Annotated in this window: 17 protein-coding genes; 1 reads left to right on the forward strand and 16 read right to left on the reverse strand. The window is 35.5% G+C overall.

Annotated features, from left to right (window positions below; genetic code table 11):
* Positions 1 to 91: 91 nt before the first annotated feature.
* Positions 92 to 877 (reverse strand): sporulation transcription factor Spo0A, encoded by a 786-nt coding sequence (gene spo0A / locus NST60_RS22460; protein ID WP_016203256.1) that lies wholly within the window; start codon positions 875 to 877, stop codon positions 92 to 94.
* Positions 878 to 1,372: 495 nt separating this feature from the next.
* Here spo0A and NST60_RS22465 point away from each other — a divergent pair, with 495 nt between their 5' ends.
* Positions 1,373 to 2,290 carry a 1,4-dihydroxy-2-naphthoate polyprenyltransferase gene (locus NST60_RS22465; RefSeq protein WP_016203257.1) on the forward strand — a complete coding sequence of 306 codons (918 nt, stop codon included), beginning with the start codon at positions 1,373 to 1,375 and terminating at the stop codon, positions 2,288 to 2,290.
* Between the two features lie 71 nt (positions 2,291 to 2,361).
* Here NST60_RS22465 and spoIVB read toward each other — a convergent pair whose 3' ends face one another.
* The 15 genes from spoIVB to spoIIIAF all read right to left on the reverse strand — a co-directional run bounded on the left by spoIVB (position 2,362) and on the right by spoIIIAF (position 17,889).
* Complete coding sequence (gene spoIVB / locus NST60_RS22470) at positions 2,362 to 3,654, reverse strand: SpoIVB peptidase (protein ID WP_016203258.1); 1,293 nt, start codon at positions 3,652 to 3,654, stop codon at positions 2,362 to 2,364.
* 213 nt (positions 3,655 to 3,867) lie between these two features.
* Entirely contained in the window at positions 3,868 to 5,556 is a 1,689-nt protein-coding gene (gene recN / locus NST60_RS22475; protein WP_224427518.1) for a DNA repair protein RecN, read from the reverse strand.
* Positions 5,557 to 5,572: 16 nt separating this feature from the next.
* Positions 5,573 to 6,022 (reverse strand): transcriptional regulator AhrC/ArgR, encoded by a 450-nt coding sequence (ahrC, locus tag NST60_RS22480; RefSeq protein WP_016203262.1) that lies wholly within the window; start codon positions 6,020 to 6,022, stop codon positions 5,573 to 5,575.
* A gap of 285 nt (positions 6,023 to 6,307) precedes the next feature.
* Positions 6,308 to 7,138, reverse strand: a complete 831-nt coding sequence (locus tag NST60_RS22485; RefSeq protein ID WP_040343429.1) for a TlyA family RNA methyltransferase — start codon at positions 7,136 to 7,138, stop codon at positions 6,308 to 6,310.
* 7 nt (positions 7,139 to 7,145) lie between these two features.
* Positions 7,146 to 9,038, reverse strand: a complete 1,893-nt coding sequence (gene dxs, locus NST60_RS22490) for a 1-deoxy-D-xylulose-5-phosphate synthase (protein WP_224427519.1) — start codon at positions 9,036 to 9,038, stop codon at positions 7,146 to 7,148.
* Positions 9,039 to 10,011: 973 nt separating this feature from the next.
* Positions 10,012 to 10,905 (reverse strand): polyprenyl synthetase family protein, encoded by an 894-nt coding sequence (locus NST60_RS22495; RefSeq protein ID WP_016203265.1) that lies wholly within the window; start codon positions 10,903 to 10,905, stop codon positions 10,012 to 10,014.
* Between the two features lie 3 nt (positions 10,906 to 10,908).
* Positions 10,909 to 11,148: an exodeoxyribonuclease VII small subunit gene (locus NST60_RS22500; protein WP_016203266.1), complete on the reverse strand. Its 240-nt coding sequence runs from the start codon at positions 11,146 to 11,148 to the stop codon at positions 10,909 to 10,911.
* Between the two features lie 3 nt (positions 11,149 to 11,151).
* Positions 11,152 to 12,498 carry an exodeoxyribonuclease VII large subunit gene (gene xseA / locus NST60_RS22505; RefSeq protein ID WP_212117125.1) on the reverse strand — a complete coding sequence of 449 codons (1,347 nt, stop codon included), beginning with the start codon at positions 12,496 to 12,498 and terminating at the stop codon, positions 11,152 to 11,154.
* A 186-nt stretch (positions 12,499 to 12,684) separates the two neighbouring features.
* Complete coding sequence (gene nusB, locus NST60_RS22510; protein ID WP_016203268.1) at positions 12,685 to 13,080, reverse strand: transcription antitermination factor NusB; 396 nt, start codon at positions 13,078 to 13,080, stop codon at positions 12,685 to 12,687.
* A gap of 277 nt (positions 13,081 to 13,357) precedes the next feature.
* A complete protein-coding gene (locus tag NST60_RS22515; protein WP_016203269.1) occupies positions 13,358 to 13,765 on the reverse strand; it encodes an Asp23/Gls24 family envelope stress response protein in 408 nt (135 codons plus the stop codon).
* A 15-nt stretch (positions 13,766 to 13,780) separates the two neighbouring features.
* Positions 13,781 to 15,139 carry an acetyl-CoA carboxylase biotin carboxylase subunit gene (accC, locus tag NST60_RS22520; protein WP_101730847.1) on the reverse strand — a complete coding sequence of 453 codons (1,359 nt, stop codon included), beginning with the start codon at positions 15,137 to 15,139 and terminating at the stop codon, positions 13,781 to 13,783.
* Positions 15,140 to 15,157: 18 nt separating this feature from the next.
* Positions 15,158 to 15,631: an acetyl-CoA carboxylase biotin carboxyl carrier protein gene (gene accB / locus NST60_RS22525; RefSeq protein WP_016203271.1), complete on the reverse strand. Its 474-nt coding sequence runs from the start codon at positions 15,629 to 15,631 to the stop codon at positions 15,158 to 15,160.
* Between the two features lie 414 nt (positions 15,632 to 16,045).
* The gene (locus tag NST60_RS22530) at positions 16,046 to 16,597 is read right to left on the reverse strand and encodes a SpoIIIAH-like family protein (protein ID WP_016203272.1); all 552 of its coding nucleotides are present in this window, start codon (positions 16,595 to 16,597) and stop codon (positions 16,046 to 16,048) included.
* A gap of 13 nt (positions 16,598 to 16,610) precedes the next feature.
* Positions 16,611 to 17,264, reverse strand: a complete 654-nt coding sequence (gene spoIIIAG, locus NST60_RS22535; RefSeq protein ID WP_169188815.1) for a stage III sporulation protein AG — start codon at positions 17,262 to 17,264, stop codon at positions 16,611 to 16,613.
* Entirely contained in the window at positions 17,257 to 17,889 is a 633-nt protein-coding gene (gene spoIIIAF, locus NST60_RS22540; RefSeq protein ID WP_169188816.1) for a stage III sporulation protein AF, read from the reverse strand. The genes spoIIIAG and spoIIIAF overlap by 8 nt, the downstream gene beginning before the upstream one ends.
* Positions 17,890 to 17,891 lie beyond the last annotated feature (2 nt).

Genomic DNA, 17,891 nt, shown 5'->3' on the forward strand with positions numbered 1-17,891 from the left:
TAAGATTAAATAAAGGCTTTCTTGGTATCATTTCAATCATACCAAAACAGCAAACGTCATTTTGGTATGTTTGAAAACTTTCCTAACCCTCTCAAGAAGCCTTATGTTCCAACCTTAATTTATCTGCTACAATTGCGATAAACTCAGAGTTTGTTGGTTTTGCTTTAGACATGCTTACCGTGTAGCCGAATAAGGAAGAAATGGAATCGATATTTCCTCTGCTCCACGCTACTTCAATTGCATGACGAATTGCACGTTCCACACGGCTTGCCGTTGTATTAAATTTTTTAGCGATATCCGGATACAATACTTTTGTGATCGATCCTAATAATTCAATATCATTATAAACCATGGAAATAGCTTCGCGTAAATAAAGGTAGCCTTTAATATGAGCAGGTACACCAATCTCATGAATGATACTCGTAATGCTTGCATCTAAATTCTTCGTTTTTGGTTCTTGGTGTGTTTTGAAAGATGTAGAAGACTTTCTCACAAATCCAGTTGTTTTACCGCTTACTTGGCGAATATGGCTTGCTAAATAATCCATATCAAACGGTTTTAAAATGAAATAAGAGGCCCCTAATTCAACGGCTTTTTTCGTAACATCCTCTTGGCCAAAAGCTGTTAACATTATCACGTTAGGCATAGGTTTATTCATCTGGCGCATTCTTTCTAGTACAGCTAGACCGTCTAAATGAGGCATAATGATATCGAGAACCATAACATCTGGTTCTAACTGTTCCATTAATTCCAGACACTCTTGCCCATTATGTGCAACTCCAATTACTTCCATGTCAGCTTGAGCATCTATATACTCTTCCAATAATCCAACTAGTTCTCGATTGTCATCCACAATACAAACTTTTATCTTTTTCAACGATTGTTTCCTCCCTCAATCCAAATGTCTCTATTTTATCTATATTTTTATTCTAAAGGACATTTTCGACAAAGCAACCAAAAATCCTTTGATTTTATAAAAAAAACTTAAAAAATAGGAAAAACCCTATTATTTCTCTCATTTTCTCATGTTTTCGACCGATTTCGATATATTTCACTCGTTTGTCGAAAAATCTTTATCTTTATATTATTATTATACATTACCTAGTAGAGAAGAAAAAGAACATAGGAAAATTAACTTCCATTTACCCAAACACTTCTTTTTCTGGAAGAAAAAATTATGACTTTTTTATGAATATTTTCTTGTTGGAAGATTACTTTATACGGTATTATTAAAGTTGGGCAAAAGATGCACTTATTTTTTGATTCCAATAAATGTGTCTAGAACAGATTAAACATTAAGCACATTTTTTACTTATCAGCTATAAAATAGTCGTGCTTTTATCATTTTCCCAGAGATAGAAAGGATATTTTTATGGAGAACGTCACAAACGAAGAAAAACCAACTTATAAAATACTGTGGAAGCTAACAAGGCCTCATACGCTAACAGCTTCTTTTGTACCCGTTTCAATTGGTACAGTATTATCTTTCCCTCATGCCTCTACAAAATGGGGTTTATTTTTTGCCATGATGTTTGCTTGTTTGATTATTCAAATAGCAACTAACTTATTTAATGAGTACTATGATTATATAAGGGGTATAGATACGGCAGATTCTGTAGGAATAGGCGGAGCTATTGTTCATCATGGAATGAAACCGAAATTAGTATTAAATATGGCCATTTCCTTATACGTTATTGCACTGCTTTTAGGTATATATATTTGTTCTAATACTTCTTGGTGGATTGCATTAGTCGGCTTGTTGGGCATGGCTATTGGATATTTATATACGGGTGGACCGCTACCGATAGCCTATACACCATTTGGAGAAGTATTTTCTGGCATCTGTATGGGATGTATTTTTATCCTTATTTCTTTCTACATTCAAACTAGTGTCATCAGTCAAGAAAGTATCCTTATTTCTGTACCAATCGCAATTCTTATTGGCGCCATTAATTTATCAAATAATATTAGAGACATTGAAGAGGATACATTAGGTGGCAGAAAAACGATTGCTATTCTAATCGGCTTTAACAAAGCAGTCAACCTCCTTGCGGCATTATTTATATTATCTTATCTTTGGATCGTTATCTTCGTGGCTTTTGGCATTTTCAGTCCATGGCTCTTAATTGTATTGCTAAGTTTCAAGAAGCCTCTTGAAGCAATCAAAGGCTTTAGAGGGGATCGAAGCCAAACACCAATTGCCATGAAAAATACCGGATTGACAAATACTATGTTCGGATTATTTATTACAGTTGGCTACTTGTTAGATTTCATCATGCAAAACATGTAAAAAGTAGGTACATTTAAAATGTAGCATGTAAAAGGATTGTCGATTAATCCTTTTACATGCTACGTTTTTATTTATGACGCTTTTTGTCCTTTTTCGTAAATATCAATTCCTGCCTCATTTAACATCCATTCAATATGCACTCCGTATCCGCTTGTCGGATCATTTACAAATACATGTGTCACTGCACCTATAACCTTTCCATCTTGAATGATTGGACTACCACTCATTCCTTGTACAATCCCGCCTGTTTTGCTCAATAATTCTTTATCTGTCACTTTAATGACTAATCCTTTTGTAGCAGGATACTTTTGCGGAACAGAGCTTACCACTTCTATATCAAATAGCTTCACCTGATCATTATCTACAACCGTCAATATTTGTGCTGGTCCTTCTTTTACTTGGTCTGATAATGTAATTGGCATCGGCTTATCCATTATTCCATTTTTAATTTCTTTATTTAATTCACCAAATATTCCAAAAGGACTATTTGTTTTAATATCCCCGATTACTTCTTTATCTTCTGAGAATCTTGCTAATTTTTCACCAGGATTCCCATTGCTTCCTTTTTCGATACTTGTGACCGTTGATCGTAATACTTCTCCATCATCCACAACAATTGGTTTTTTTGTATCCATATCTGATATTACGTGTCCTAATGCACCATATTTCATCGAATCTGGGTGATAAAAAGTCATCGTTCCAATCCCTGCTGCTGAATCCCTTATATATAATCCTAATTTAAACGCGTTATCCCCTTTTTCTTTTAGCGGCATTAACTTTGTTTTAAACTCTTCTTTCTCTCTTTTTATTTTTAAATCTAATGGTTTATTTTCTTCGCCTGCTTTTTGAACAAATGGTGCTACATCTGCCATTTTCTCGATTTTCTTTCCATTTATTTCTACAATCATATCGCCAACTTTAATCCCTGCTTTTTCACCAGGTGATTGCTTGCCTTCTTCGGTGTTAACCTGATGGTGCCCTACCACCAATACGCCAACTGTATTTAGTTTTACCCCGATGGATTGGCCACCAGGAATTACTTTAAAATCCTTTAAAACATTCACATCCACTTTTTTTATCGGAAAACCTGCAAGCTCAAGCATCATCTCGTCTTTCCCACTAACTTTTCCTTGCAAAGAAAGTTTTCCTTTTTCTTGACTTAATGCAACAACCGAATCTTCGTCTGCTACATTTGCTGTCACAGAAATCGCCTCACTATTGTTGATTGCCACTGATTGTCCTTCAAACAATGTAATGCTCTTTGGGATATGAAGATATTCTTGAAATGATTGATTACATACTAACGATATTAATGAAACAAGGAGAATCCCACCAATTATTTTTCTAAGGATATCACTTTTCAATTCACTTCACTCTCCTCGCTTCTTTTCACCACTACTTCTCCGGCTACATTTATAAGTTTGCCTGTTACGGCCTCATTTATAACTGTTAAAAATTTTAAATACATACCCATATTGGATAAACTTTGAAATTTATCTCTATCGTGTTAGGTATATCTAGACAATTATTCAAAAGAATAAAATAAACCTCTGCACATATACAGAGGTTTTACGTGTCTATATTTTATTCTTGGCTTTTTGCGCTAATTTTAACAGCTCTTTTGCATGTTTTTTTGTTAATTCCGTTATTTCTGTTCCAGAAATCATTCGTCCAATCTCTTTTATCTTTTCTTGTTGTACTAATGGTGTTACCGAGCTAGAGGTTCTTCCATCCTCAATTTTTTTCGCAATGAATAAATGCGTATCAGCCATTGCAGCAACTTGCGGTAAGTGAGATATGCAAAGCACTTGAGAATCAACGGAAACATGATGAATTTTTTCAGCAATAGCTTGAGCGACTCTTCCACTTACCCCAGTATCTACCTCATCAAATATAATGGATGTAACGCCTTGATGTTTAGAAAAAATGCTTTTTAATGCAAGCATCATTCTCGATAATTCACCGCCAGAAACGATTTTCGATAGTGGTTTTAACGGTTCTCCTGGGTTAGTGGATATATAAAATTCGACTACATCAATTCCTTTTTTAGTGACATTGTTCTCATCCGCATGGATTCTAACCTCAAAAATGGTCTTTTCCATGTAAAGTTCTTTTAATTCTTGATGAATACTATCTGTTAAACGGACAGCAGCTTTTCTTCTTAAGGTATTCAATTCCTTCGCTTCCACTAAAAGATCTTTTTTCAGAGAAGCTAGCTCACGCTCCAATAAATCAATATGAGTTTCTTTATTTTGTAATGTTTCTAATTCTTCTTCTATTTTAGCAGCATACTCTAAAATATCTGTTACGGTTGTTCCATATTTCCGCTTTAATGTATTGATTTCATTGAGCCTTGTTTCAATCTCATTCAATCTTTTAGGATCGTATTCCAAGTAATCTAAAGCACTTCGCAGCTGTCTTGCAATATCCTCTAAAATATAATAGCTATTTGAAACAGATTCAGCCATATCTTTGTACTCGGTATCAAGGCTTGCAGCTTCTTCCATATTACCCATTACCTCACCAAGCCAATCCAAGCCCTTTTGCTCTCCTCTAAGAGCGTTATAACCTGTCTGGATGCTATCATAAATTTTCTCAAAATTACTTAATTTTTTTCTTTCTTCCATTAGCTCTTCATCTTCGTTTATTTTTAAATGAGCGCTTTCGATTTCATTAAACTGAAATTGCAATAAATCTAGTCTTTGAGCCATTTGTTGCTCATTTTCCGTTAAATTCATTAATTTTTTTTGCGTTTGGTTATAGGAACGGTAGACTTCCCCGTATTCTTCCAGAACAGGGGCTAATTCTCCCATTGCAAAAGTATCCAGCAAATGTAAGTGTTTCGTTTCATCCATTAATTCCTGATGTTCATGCTGTCCATGAATATCTATTAAGGTTGAACCTATTTCACGTAGGACAGCAATTGTGATAAGCTTCCCATTAATCCGACAAACACTTTTGCCAGACAAAGCAATATCTCTTCTTAACACAATGGTGCCTTCGTCTATATCTATGCCAAATTCATCCATTTTCCGAAAGCATGGATGACCATCTTCAATATAAAATAGCCCCTCAATTTCCGCCTTTTCTTCCCCATGACGAACAAATTCAGCTGAACCACGACCACCAACTAATAAATTTATAGCATCAATAATAATTGACTTTCCCGCACCAGTTTCACCTGTAAGCACAGAAAGTCCCTTTTTAAAAGAAATGGATAGACTATCTATGATTGCGAAATTTTTAATCGATAATTCACTTAGCAATTATTGTCCCCCCATATTACAGCATATCAAGAAAGCGATCACTAATTTTCTTGCCGTCATCTGCGGAGCGACAAATAATTAAACATGTATCATCTCCACAAATAGTTCCTAATATTTCATCCCAGTCTAGATTATCTATTAATGCCCCAATTGCTTGAGCATTTCCTGGCAAAGATTTTAGGACAAGTAAATTTTCAGCTGAATCGATTTTTACAAATGAGTCCATTAACATTCTTTTTAATTTTTGTAACGGATTAAAGCGTTGATCAGCTGGTAAGCTATATTTGTATCTACCATCTTGAAGCGGCACTTTAACTAAATGCAATTCTTTAATATCTCTTGATACAGTAGCTTGTGTTACATTGTATCCGGCACTTTTCAACTCATCGACTAATTCGTCTTGTGTTTCTATATCATTATTGGTAATGATTTCTCTTATTTTTATATGCCTTTGACCCTTATTCATATATTCCATCCTTTATAGTGGTTATCATTTTTATTCAATATGTACAACTTTTTATCCAAAGTATTTGTTTCCTTTTATTCGTTCATTCGATTTTTTTAGACATTTTCCTTCTATTTTATTTTACCGTGTTTGTTCGCCTTTTTACAAGAACAAAGAAAACAAATTACTTCTGCAACTATTTTCGCTCTATTTTGGACATACCAAAAAGGGTCAGCCAGCATAGAAGTACTACTAGCACATTGACTAATAGATCCCTTGATGCAGTCAAACCCTTTTACCATTAGCTTATTCTTCCGTTTCCTTTTTTGCTTTCAATTCGGAATGTGCAGCTTCTACAGTCTCTTTTATTTGATAAAAATGTGTTGATTGCTCTCCACGTTCATCCCAATGAAGATGTAGTAAAAACTCAATATTTCCATCCCCACCTGTTATGGGAGAAAAAGACAGATTTTTAACGATATATCCCTCTTTAATAGAAAAATCGATAATCATTTCTAATACAGATTCATGGACTTTTCGGTCTCTGACAATTCCTTTTTTCCCAACCTGTTCTCTGCCTGCTTCAAATTGAGGTTTTACTAGTGCAATGATATCACTGCCTGATACTAACAGTGTTTTTAATACTGGTAGTATCAGTTTTAATGATATAAAAGAAACATCTATAGACGCTATGGTAGGCATTTCCCCTTTTAAATCCGCGGGAGTTACGTAACGAAAATTGGTTCTTTCCATTACAATGACACGCTCATCTTGTCTAAGTTTCCAAGCCAACTGATTATAGCCCACATCTAGCGCATAGGATTGTTTTGCTCCATTTTGGAGCGCACAATCAGTAAATCCACCAGTAGAGGATCCAATATCTAGTAATACTTTTTCTTTCATATCGACATCAAATGCTTTCAGCGCCTTTTCAAGCTTCAGTCCGCCTCTGGATACATACTGTAGCGTTTTTCCTTTTACAGACAGCTTTGAATCTGCGCTTATTTTTTCACCTGGTTTATCTAGTCTATTCTCCTCACAGTAGACAATTCCAGCCATAACAGCTCGTTTTGCCTTCTCCCTTGTGTCGAATAAGCCTTGTTCCACTAATAATACATCAATTCTTTCTTTCTTCATGAATAATCTAAGCCCTCTTTTGTTTTTTTCTGGCAATGGCTAAAATTCTATTTACAACTTCCTCTTTAGTTAATTTAATTTCACTTAATAAAGAGTTCACATCTCCATGCTCAATAAATTCATCTGGGATTCCCATGCGATCAATCACATTTGCACCAAACCCATGATCATGTGCATATTCTAAACAATAACTTCCAAAACCACCTTGCAGAACAGCTTCTTCAATTGTCAAAATTGGTATTTGTTTTTGCAATAAGTCTGTAAGCATTTTTTCATCTAGCGGTTTAATAAATCTCGCATTAACTACTTTTACATGGATTCCCTGTGATTCGAGTTGATTTGCTGCTTCCATCGCCATTTCAATTGTCGTTCCAAACGTAAGGATTGCTGCATCTGTTCCCTCTCTTAGTACTTCCCATGTACCAATTGGGATCGTTTTTAAAGTAGGATCAAGCTTAACTCCTATCCCATTGCCACGAGGAAAACGCATAGCAATCGGTCCATCATTATACTCTATTGCTGTATTTACCATATGCTGTCCTTCGTTTTCGTCCTTTGGCATCATCAATACTAGGTTTGGCATATGTCGTAAAAACGCAATATCATAAATTCCTTGATGCGTTTCCCCATCTGCTCCTACTAAACCTGCTCGGTCAATCCCAATAAACACATTTAATCTTTGACGGCATACATCATGAAGTACCTGATCATACGCTCTTTGCAAAAAAGTAGAATAGATTGCTAAAAATGGCTTCATCTTTTGTGTAGCGAGTCCTGCTGCTAATGTAACTGCATGCTGTTCAGCTATACCAACATCTAACATTCGATCTGGTAATTCTTTTGCAAATGCTTCTAATTTTGAACCAACTGGCATAGCAGGAGTAACAGCCACAATCCGTTCATCTGATCTAGCCAATTTTAAAACGGTATCACTTACGAGTTTACTCCACGTAGGTGCAGTAATCGTTGGTTTGACAAAATCACCTGTTTCAATCTTATATGGACCAGTTCCGTGCCATGTTCCAATTTTATCTTTTTCTGCAGGAGAAAATCCTTTTCCTTTTTTCGTAATGACGTGCAATAAAACTGGGCCGGAAGTTTTCTTTGCATAGTTTATTTGTTCGAATAAGTCATCAAAATCATGTCCATCTACTGGACCTAGATAAGTAAAACCTAACTCTTCAAAAAACACACCGGATACCAATAAATATTTTAGGCTATCTTTAATTCTTTCCGCAGTAGAAGCCATCTTTCCACCGACTGCTGGAATTTTCTTTAAAAGCATTTCCAATTCATCTTTTACCCATTGGTATTTTCCAGCCGTTCTTAATCTGCCTAATACTTGATGAAGAGCTCCCACATTCGGTGCAATCGACATTTCATTATCATTGAGGATAACAATCATATTTTTCTTTTCATCACCGATATGGTTTAATGCTTCAAGAGCCATTCCACCTGTTAATGCGCCATCTCCGATTATTGGAACAATATAGGAATCTTCTTTTTTGATATCCCGAGCTACGGCCATCCCCATTGCAGCAGATAAGGAAGTAGAGCTATGACCGGTTTCCCAGACATCATGCTCACTTTCATTCATTTTTGGAAACCCACTTAATCCTTTGTATTGTCTAAGGGTATCAAAATCTTTTGCACGACCTGTTAAAATTTTGTGTACATAGGATTGATGGCCTACATCCCAAATAAATTTATCCTTTGGGCTATCAAAGCTTTTATGAAGGGCAATCGTTAATTCCACTACCCCTAAGTTAGGACCAATATGACCGCCAGTTAGAGAAAGCTTATTAATTAAAAAGTGACGGATTTCTTCACTGAGGCTCTTTAGTTCCTCATCAGACAACCCCTTTAAAAATGCTGGATTTTCAATTGACATTAAATCCATAAGGTAACAACTCACTTTCATTCAGTATATAACCAAAAATAGCGATGAATGTGCGACTAGATTGGTATATCTTCCTTCCGTTTAACTATTTCTTTTCATCTAAGATTGTATTTTATATTAGAATACCTTATTTTTATTAAAAAACCTAATTTATACTTGTATTTAAATATGTATTATACCATTCCTTCACAGATAATAGTAGTAATTCTACATAGTAAGAACAGTAGGGCTTTTAGCGCTCAAAAAAAGGATGCCTCAAAGTGGAACAGCACTCATACACTTTTATAAATGCTTTGTTTTATAAAATGAGGATGGGACATAACTAAATAGATACTCTGTAAAGACGAACAATTTCTAATATAGCTAGTAAATAGCGGCTGCTTTCGCATACTTTTTACAAGAGGAAATATAATTAGTTGGAAAAACAGAGCAGCCGGAATACACGAAGACTCCTATGGGATTAGCGAGACAGTCTGAGACCCTGCAGGCCACAGGCCGAAGCGGCTCAGCGCGAGCCCCATGGAAAGCGAAGTGTATTCCGGCTGCGGGGAATCGCACCAAACTTCATGGAAACATCCTTTGAAAAACAAATAAAAGCCCGAACAATTATACGGAACATTCATTAGCATCTTCGTATAATTGTTCGGAATTATCCTTGGCTGGAATACTTATGTCCCATCCTCGTTTTATAAAATGCACGAGTGCTGTCAAATATGATTGAGACACCCTGATATGTTCTTCTATATTTTTATCCCACTCTTAACGGACAGTAAGACTCCCCCCTCTTTTTTTATGAGAATACGAGGAAGATAGGTGGGAGATCAACTGTCCGTAAAGGTCCGATTGGTTCAACTAACCATCAATGAAGGAAAACCCCCACTGATGGAATTTTCACTTTATTGCTTCCTAAAGAAACTTAATACTATTATATACCATCATTAAAAAGCTTTTAAACGGTTAAATAAAGTTATTATTAATTATTTCTATATGCAATTAGATTTGTAATCTCTTCTAAGATTGCGCTATCTAAGTTTAAGCTCCTAAGTAGATCTTTTGCTCCTTTAATATGTAGATCTAATTCTTTTTTTGCTCCACCCATTGTCAGGATTTTCGGATAAGTACTTTTGTGATTATCCATATCACTGCCAATCGGTTTTCCAATGACAGCTTCATCACCCTCTAAATCTAGAATATCATCTCTAATTTGGAAGGCTAACCCTAAATGATAAGCAAATTGCTTTAATGTCTCTATTTCCTTGCTTGTAGCACCTGCTAATATTGCACCAATTATGATACTTACCTCTAATAGCTTTCCTGTCTTATGTAGATGAATCTGTTCAAGTTCTCGCTGATTTAGCGCTTTATTTTCTCCTTCTATATCAGCAACCTGTCCACCTACCATTCCTTCAGCTCCTGCTGCTTCTGCTAACAGGTTAATAGTAGTAAGAATAAGATCAGAAGGAATATTTTCCTGCGTCATCCGTGTCATAATTTGAAAACTATAGGTAAGAAGTGCATCTCCTGCTAGGATTGCTGTTGCCTCTCCATATACTTTATGATTTGTCGGTAATCCTCTCCGTAAATCATCATCATCCATGCTTGGTAAATCATCATGAATTAAGGAGTATGTATGGATCATTTCAATTGCAGTTGCAGGTAATAACCCTTTAAATGGATCTTTTCCATACGATTGGATAGTTGCAAATAAAAGCAATGGACGAATTCTTTTTCCACCTGCATTCAGTGAGTACAGCATGGAATCTTTTAGGTTAGAAGGAGCAACAAGTTTTTCTACATTTTGCTTTAATTCTTTTTCTAAAAGATCTTTATACTTTTTTGTAAAAGCTGACAAAGAGATATTATTCAAGCGTTAGTCCTCCTCAGCAATAGAAAAAGGTTGTTTTTTTCCATTTTCTAGAACAACTTCAGCTAATTGTTCTTCGACATTTTTTAATTTTTCATGGCAGTATTTAGAAAGTTCCATTCCTTTTTTATACGTATTAATCGCTTCTTCTAATGGAACATCTCCTTCTTCTAATTTTTCAACGATTCTTTCTAATTCTTCCATCGCTTCTTCAAAAGATGGCTTTTTTTCCGAATTGGTTGCCAAATTCTACCTCTCCTTTACCGCAATAATTTCCGCCTCTATTGTACCATCAGCTAAATTCAATTCAATCTGATCTTTTGGTTGCACTTGTTTAATGGTGGCTATTAACTTTCCATTACTATCATATGCTACATTATAACCTCTTTCCATTATCTTTAACGGACTTAATGCATCCATCTTACCTATTATCGAAAGAAAAGACTGCCTTTTTGCCTGAAGTATAAGCTCAGTATTGCGGATCATATTTTTTTGTAAGTTAGCTAAATCGTGGTGCGCTTTCTTTATATATTGATCAGGATGATTTCTTAGTAATTGCTTTTGGATTGATTGATGTTGATTGTTCTTCTGATCAAAAACTCTTTGTACATTACGGATTAGCAACTCTGTCTGTTTATCTAACTGCTCCAATTTCTGATCATATAAAACCTTAGGATAACGAAAAGCATAGGAACGTTGAATTCTGTTTAAGCGTAGTTTCTGTAATTCCACCTTTTCTTTTATGCCCCTAATTAACCGACTTTGTCTTGTCAAAATCCGTTCCACGAGTTCATCAATATGAGGTACGGCTAATTCAGCTGCACCAGTTGGAGTCGGCGCCCGCATGTCTGCAACAAAATCAGCAATAGTAAAATCTGTTTCATGACCGACAGCAGATATAACAGGAATAGTTGAAGTGTGAATAGCTCTGGCAACGATTTCTTCGTTAAAAGCCCATAATTCCTCAATGGAACCGCCGCCTCTCCCTACAATGAGAACATCAATTATCGGTGACTCCTGCTCATTTGCTTGTTGAATAGCCTTTACAATGGAAGGAGCCGCAGTTTCTCCTTGAACTAACGCCGGATAAATCATAATTTTAGCGATTGGGTATCGTCTTTTAATTGTCGTAATAATATCTCTAATAGCCGCACCAGTAGGCGAGGTAATTACACCAATTGTTTTTGGATATCGCGGAATTATTTTCTTATGTTCTGGCAGAAACAAGCCTTCTTGCTCTAGTTTCGCTCTCAACTGCTCATAGGCAAGATACAATTGTCCAATACCGTCTGGCTGCATTTCATTCACATACATTTGATACTGTCCGCTTGATTCATAAACAGTAATACTTGCTTTAACAAGTACTTTCATCCCATTTTCTGGCGTGAATTTCATTTGCTGGTTATGACGCGCAAACATAACGGCTAAAATCCTGGCTTTCTCATCTTTTAAGGTAAAATACATGTGACCACTTGAATGCTGCTTAAAGTTGGATATTTCCCCTTTCACCATGACTTCGTGCAGATGAGGATCGGCATCAAATTTTCTTTTTATGTATTTCGTCAAAGCATGTACCGTTAAATAACGTGATTCCATTTATAAAAACTCCTTATACAGGATGGAAAAAGGGGTGTAGCATCCATCCACCACATCCCTTTTTCATTCATGTTTATAGGTTATAGAAGGAAACAATTTAGGATGATAACAAGTCTTATCTGCTTGTGATGCAAACAAGAAATCATTCAAATATTAGCACTTTTGATCAAACCATCGTTTCTCTTATTATTGCTGATTTTCTTTGATTTTAGATAATACTCCGTTGACGAATCTACCAGATTGATCATCTCCATAAAGTTTAGCAATTTCTACAGCCTCATCTATTGCTACATTTACAGGTACATCATCTGCTTGACCATACATCATTTCATACGCTGCAAGACGTAAAATGTTCCGGTCTACATTAGCTATTCTTTCCAGTGACCAATTTTCTAGATATTGTTTGATTGTTTCATCAATAGAAACTTGGTGGCTAAGAACCCCATCCACTAATTTAGTAAGATAGGAATCGGATTTCTCTCCTTCTAAAACATGTTCTATTGCTATTTCCTTGTCTATATCACTAATATCAATTTGAAATAGTGCCTGTAAGGCCTTTTCTCTGGCAGTTCTTCTTTTCATTATTTAAGCTCCTTTAAAATCCTTCCATAGGTTTAAACCAACCTATTTATCTATGCTACATGAATAATAGCATAAATAAAAACAAAACTCTATCTTACGTGAAAAAAACCTAGAATTATGTTTGTACTGCTTCGTAAATTCTCACAAAAACAAAGGCTGTCCAAGATAAGAACTCGATATCTAATAAAAGGGGTCCCCTTTTATTAGATATTTGTTCTCTCCTGTTCAGCCTTTGCTATTAAAAATTATTATATTCTAGCTACTAGTAGATAGTATTCTACATTTCTTGCTGTAATTCAGATTCTTGTTTTGTCGATTCGAACTGAACACCAACAATGTGAATATTAACTTCCTCTGTTACTAGTCCAGTCATATTGATTAAAGTCTGACGAATATTGTCTTGAATTTGTTGTGCAACTTGTGGGATAGAAACACCAAAATTCATCACGCAATATACTTCAACTTTAATACCTTCTTCACTAAGGTCAACTTTTATCCCTTTGTTGTGCATCTTTTTTCCAAATTTCTCCACAACTCCAGTTGCAAAATTGCTTCTCATTTGAGCTACACCTTCTACTTCAGAAGCAGCAATACTAGCAATAACCTCAATTACTTCAGGAGCAATTTCTACTTTGCCTAGTCCATTATACTCTTGGTTCATTTCTAAACTTGTTGTTTCGCTCATTACTTTTTCCTCCTTTTAATCTTCTGATTTCATTAAATCATACATCTCTAAAAACTTTGTGTTGAAGTTGCCTTCCACAAACTTTTCATGATTAAGGAGATTTAAGTGAAACGGAATCGTAGTGTGTACACCCTCGATTACAAATTCACTCAGCGCCCGTTTCATGCGGGAAATAGCTTCTTGTCTAGTTGATCCATAGGTAATTACCTTAGCAATCATACTATCATAGTATGGTGGGATCTTATAACCTGGATAAGCAGCTGAATCAACACGTACTCCTAATCCGCCTGGCGGTAAATACATATCGATTTTCCCTGGTGAAGGCATGAAATTTTTCGCAGGATTTTCTGCGTTGATACGGCATTCTATTGACCAACCAGTAAATGTAACATCCTTTTGTTTATATTCCAAAGGTTTGCCTGATGCAACTAGTATTTGTTCTTTAATTAAATCAATACCAGTTACCATTTCCGTTACTGGATGCTCAACTTGGATGCGCGTATTCATTTCCATAAAATAGAATGCTTGATTTTGATAATCAAAAATGAATTCAATCGTTCCTGCACCTGTATAATTTACTGCAGCGGCAGCTTTAACAGCAGCATCCCCCATTTTTTCTCGCATTTCTTCTGATAATACAGGAGACGGAGATTCTTCGAGCAACTTTTGCAATCGACGCTGTATGGAGCAATCTCTTTCTCCTAGATGAATGACATTCCCATAATTATCAGCAAGTACTTGCAATTCTACATGGCGGAAATCCTCGATATATTTTTCTAAATACACTCCTGCATTCCCAAAAGCTGTTAATGCTTCTTGCTGCGTAATGTTTATTCCTTTAATTAATTCTTCTTCTGTTCTTGCTACACGGATTCCCTTACCACCGCCACCTGCAGTAGCTTTAATAATAACAGGATATCCTATTTCTTTTGCTAATTGAATGCCATCTTCTAGATCTTTAATAATCCCTTGGGAACCAGGCACGATTGGCACGCCAGCCTGACGCATTGTTTCTCTCGCAACATCTTTTGTTCCCATTTTATTAATAGCCTCTGGACTAGGTCCTACAAACGTGATTTTGCAATCTCTGCACAATTCAGCAAAATCAGCATTTTCCGCCAAAAATCCGTATCCAGGATGAATGGCATCACACCCTGTTAACGTTGCTACACTTATTATGTTTGTAAAGTTTAAATAACTATCCTTTGAAGCTTTTGGTCCTATACAATACGCTTCATCAGCGATTTGTACATGCAAAGCCTCACGATCTGCTTCTGAATAAATAGCCACCGTTTGGATATCTAATTCACGACAAGCTCTTATAATACGAACAGCTATTTCTCCTCTATTTGCGATTAATAGTTTTTTTATCATCGATTAAACCCCTCTTAGTTACGCCTTTACTAGAAATAATGGTTCCCCGTACTCTACAAGTTCTCCATCTTTAACGAGAATTTCTACAATTTCGCCATCTACTTCTGCTGTAATTTCGTTAAATAACTTCATCGCTTCTACGATACAAACAACAGAATCTTTTGTAACCTTATCTCCTACTTTTATAAATGCAGGAGCATCTGGAGAAGCTGATTGATAGAATGTTCCTACCATCGGAGAGGTAATCTTATGTAAGTTTTCATCGATTGATTTTTCAGGTGCTTCTGTAACTACACTTTCAACCGCAACCTCTTTTGTTGTTTTCGCTTCTTCTTGTTGGATTGTTTTTGTAACAACTGGTGCTGCTACTACTGCCTCTCCAACATTCTTTTTGATTTCAACTTTCACGCCATCTTGTTCATATAAAAAATTGCTAATAGTCGAATCATCTATTAATTTAATTAATTCTTTCACTTCTGAAATTTTCAACATATAATTGCACCCCTTAAGTCATTCTTTTAGTACTAGATACTAATATCATACGATAAGACCTTATTATAATTCAACAATCATCTTTAAAACATTACTTTTTTGCTACTAATTTTTTTATTATATTTTCATAATAATTTTTAAATCCGCGGGAAATCATCTCTCTTTCTACCTACTTATCATACCACTATCTTTTTAAAATAACTAATCAAAGCTGACGATTTGCAGAAAACGCTTACTTTTATAATTGATGTTAAAAAGAGCAAAAATTGATTATTATTAATAACACAATTTCACTAATAGATTGATTCATTCTACCTAAAAAAACTGTAGACACTCAATAACAGTGATCTACAGTTTTGGACTAGCTATTCGTTTTTCCCCATATTTTTACTTGTTACTTCCCTGTTGTCTCTATTATTTCGGATCGATTTTTACAGCAACGTTAGCATTTGGTGAATCCATGTTCTTGCGGACAAGCTGAACGATTTCATTTGCCGCTTCTGCAGATAATTCTTCTGCTTTCACTGTTACTTTTACCGTCCCATCATCAGAGGTTTGTACAAGGACGTCTTCATAGTTTTCTGCTTTAATTAGACTTTCCATTATCTTTTCATTATCTGTAATAGCTTGAAGCTCTTTAATTTTTTCAGTAGCTTCATTTTTCTCTTCGGCTGTTTTATCTTTAGATCCCTGTACTGTTACTAGCTCTTCTTTCATTTTGTCTCGTTGTTCCATTAAGTCAAGGCGCATTTGCTCAAATACCGCTTCAGAATCAGTAGTTGTAACAGTGCTTTCTCCTTTACTGTCTGTAGCTGTTTCTTTGGCATCATTTGTCTTTGCATTATCTTCTTCTGTTGTTGCAAATTCATTTAACCGAGACTCTGGTGAAGTAATATAGTAAACAGACAACACCACAACCAAACTTAACATTGTTAACAACCACACTGTTTGCTTTTTTAATAACATCTATTATTCCCCCTTAGTTTTGTTTAGGTTGTACAGAAACTCTATGGCTTGGAACATCCAGTGCCCGAGTAACTGCCTCTACTATCATTGTTTTTACTTTTATATCTTCAGCTCCTTTTGCAACAACTAGAACCCCAACAATTTTAGGTTTCATCGTTTCGACTACAATCGGAACTTGTTTATCGCCATTTGGCACTAATACTACGGTTTCCTCATTTGATGTTTCTTCTACATTCCTATTTCCTCCCTGTGTATCCTTTTCTTCTGTTTTCTGGATTGTTTGGGATTGGTTTTTTTCATATACTTTCTTTTCTGAACCTTCTATATTTACATAAACAATTGCATCCTTAACTCCCGCTATTGCCGTTATTGCTTCCTTAATTTCTTTTTTGTATTGTTCTTCATAATCAGCAATAGTTAAGTTGTTACTAGAGGCTTTTTGTCCAAATGTTTCTTCGGCATCTTGAGAGGAAGCATCATTACTATAAACTGCAACTTCTTGGGCATTTTTATCATCCTTAAAAAACATATTGCTCAACAGCATGATGGCGACTCCAAACAATACAACGATGACAATGTAGGTGGTTTTCCCCTGTTTTTTTTCATTCCCATCGTTTGACAGAAAATTTTTCAACCAGCTTAATGGCCCTTTGTCCTTGTTATCCATTTTTCTCATCCTCCCCTCCTTCGTACATAATTACAATTGCATCATCTCGTACTTCCCACTTTTCGGAAAGAAAGGAAATAATACTTTCTGTATCCATTTGTTTCGATTCATCTTTGTCAAGAAGAGGTTGCTGTGTATCAATTCGAACAGGGCTTACAGCTTCCACAACATTATTTTGATCCTTGCTATCTTTCATATGGATAACCAGTTCTGTTAAGTTTGCGGGAAACCCAACATCCTTTTCTTTGTCTATCGATAATTGAATCGAATTGATCTCCATTCCGTAATTTGCTATCAACTCCTCATTTGCATCCTCTTTTAATTGGACAGCCATTTTATTTAATGTATATTCATCAAGTGAGGCTTGTATTTCTCTTTTTTTCAATTCGATCGAATTATTCATATTTTTTTGTTCTGGCTGCCCCATTGCACTAGCAGTAAAAACGTCTTCAAAATCACTAGATATCAGCTTAAACACAGGTGTCAATATGACTGTTATCAACAATAATCCTGCAACCATTTTGGCGTATTTCTGAAAGGTAGAATTCGGCAAAAGCATATCCACAACGGTTGCTAGCAAAATAAACAGAATAATATTAGTGACCCATTCTGTAATAAAATTCATTC

This window comes from Niallia sp. FSL W8-1348 (assembly GCF_038006745.1).
Classification (GTDB): Bacteria; Bacillota; Bacilli; order Bacillales; family Cytobacillaceae; genus Niallia; species Niallia alba.

Bases quoted from the DNA above. Each gene is read 5' to 3' on its own strand.
- NST60_RS22465 (WP_016203257.1), top strand. From the start codon at position 1,373: ATGGAGAACGTCACAAACGAAGAAAAACCAACTTATAAAATACTGTGG.
- ahrC (WP_016203262.1), bottom strand. From the start codon at position 6,022: ATGAATAAGGGTCAAAGGCATATAAAAATAAGAGAAATCATTACCAAT.
- NST60_RS22485 (WP_040343429.1), bottom strand. From the start codon at position 7,138: ATGAAGAAAGAAAGAATTGATGTATTATTAGTGGAACAAGGCTTATTC.
- dxs (WP_224427519.1), bottom strand. From the start codon at position 9,038: ATGGATTTAATGTCAATTGAAAATCCAGCATTTTTAAAGGGGTTGTCT.
- xseA (WP_212117125.1), bottom strand. From the start codon at position 12,498: ATGGAATCACGTTATTTAACGGTACATGCTTTGACGAAATACATAAAA.
- nusB (WP_016203268.1), bottom strand. From the start codon at position 13,080: ATGAAAAGAAGAACTGCCAGAGAAAAGGCCTTACAGGCACTATTTCAA.
- NST60_RS22515 (WP_016203269.1), bottom strand. From the start codon at position 13,765: ATGAGCGAAACAACAAGTTTAGAAATGAACCAAGAGTATAATGGACTA.
- accC (WP_101730847.1), bottom strand. From the start codon at position 15,139: ATGATAAAAAAACTATTAATCGCAAATAGAGGAGAAATAGCTGTTCGT.
- accB (WP_016203271.1), bottom strand. From the start codon at position 15,631: ATGTTGAAAATTTCAGAAGTGAAAGAATTAATTAAATTAATAGATGAT.
- NST60_RS22530 (WP_016203272.1), bottom strand. From the start codon at position 16,597: ATGTTATTAAAAAAGCAAACAGTGTGGTTGTTAACAATGTTAAGTTTG.
- spoIIIAG (WP_169188815.1), bottom strand. From the start codon at position 17,264: ATGGATAACAAGGACAAAGGGCCATTAAGCTGGTTGAAAAATTTTCTG.
- spoIIIAF (WP_169188816.1), bottom strand. From the start codon at position 17,889: ATGAATTTTATTACAGAATGGGTCACTAATATTATTCTGTTTATTTTG.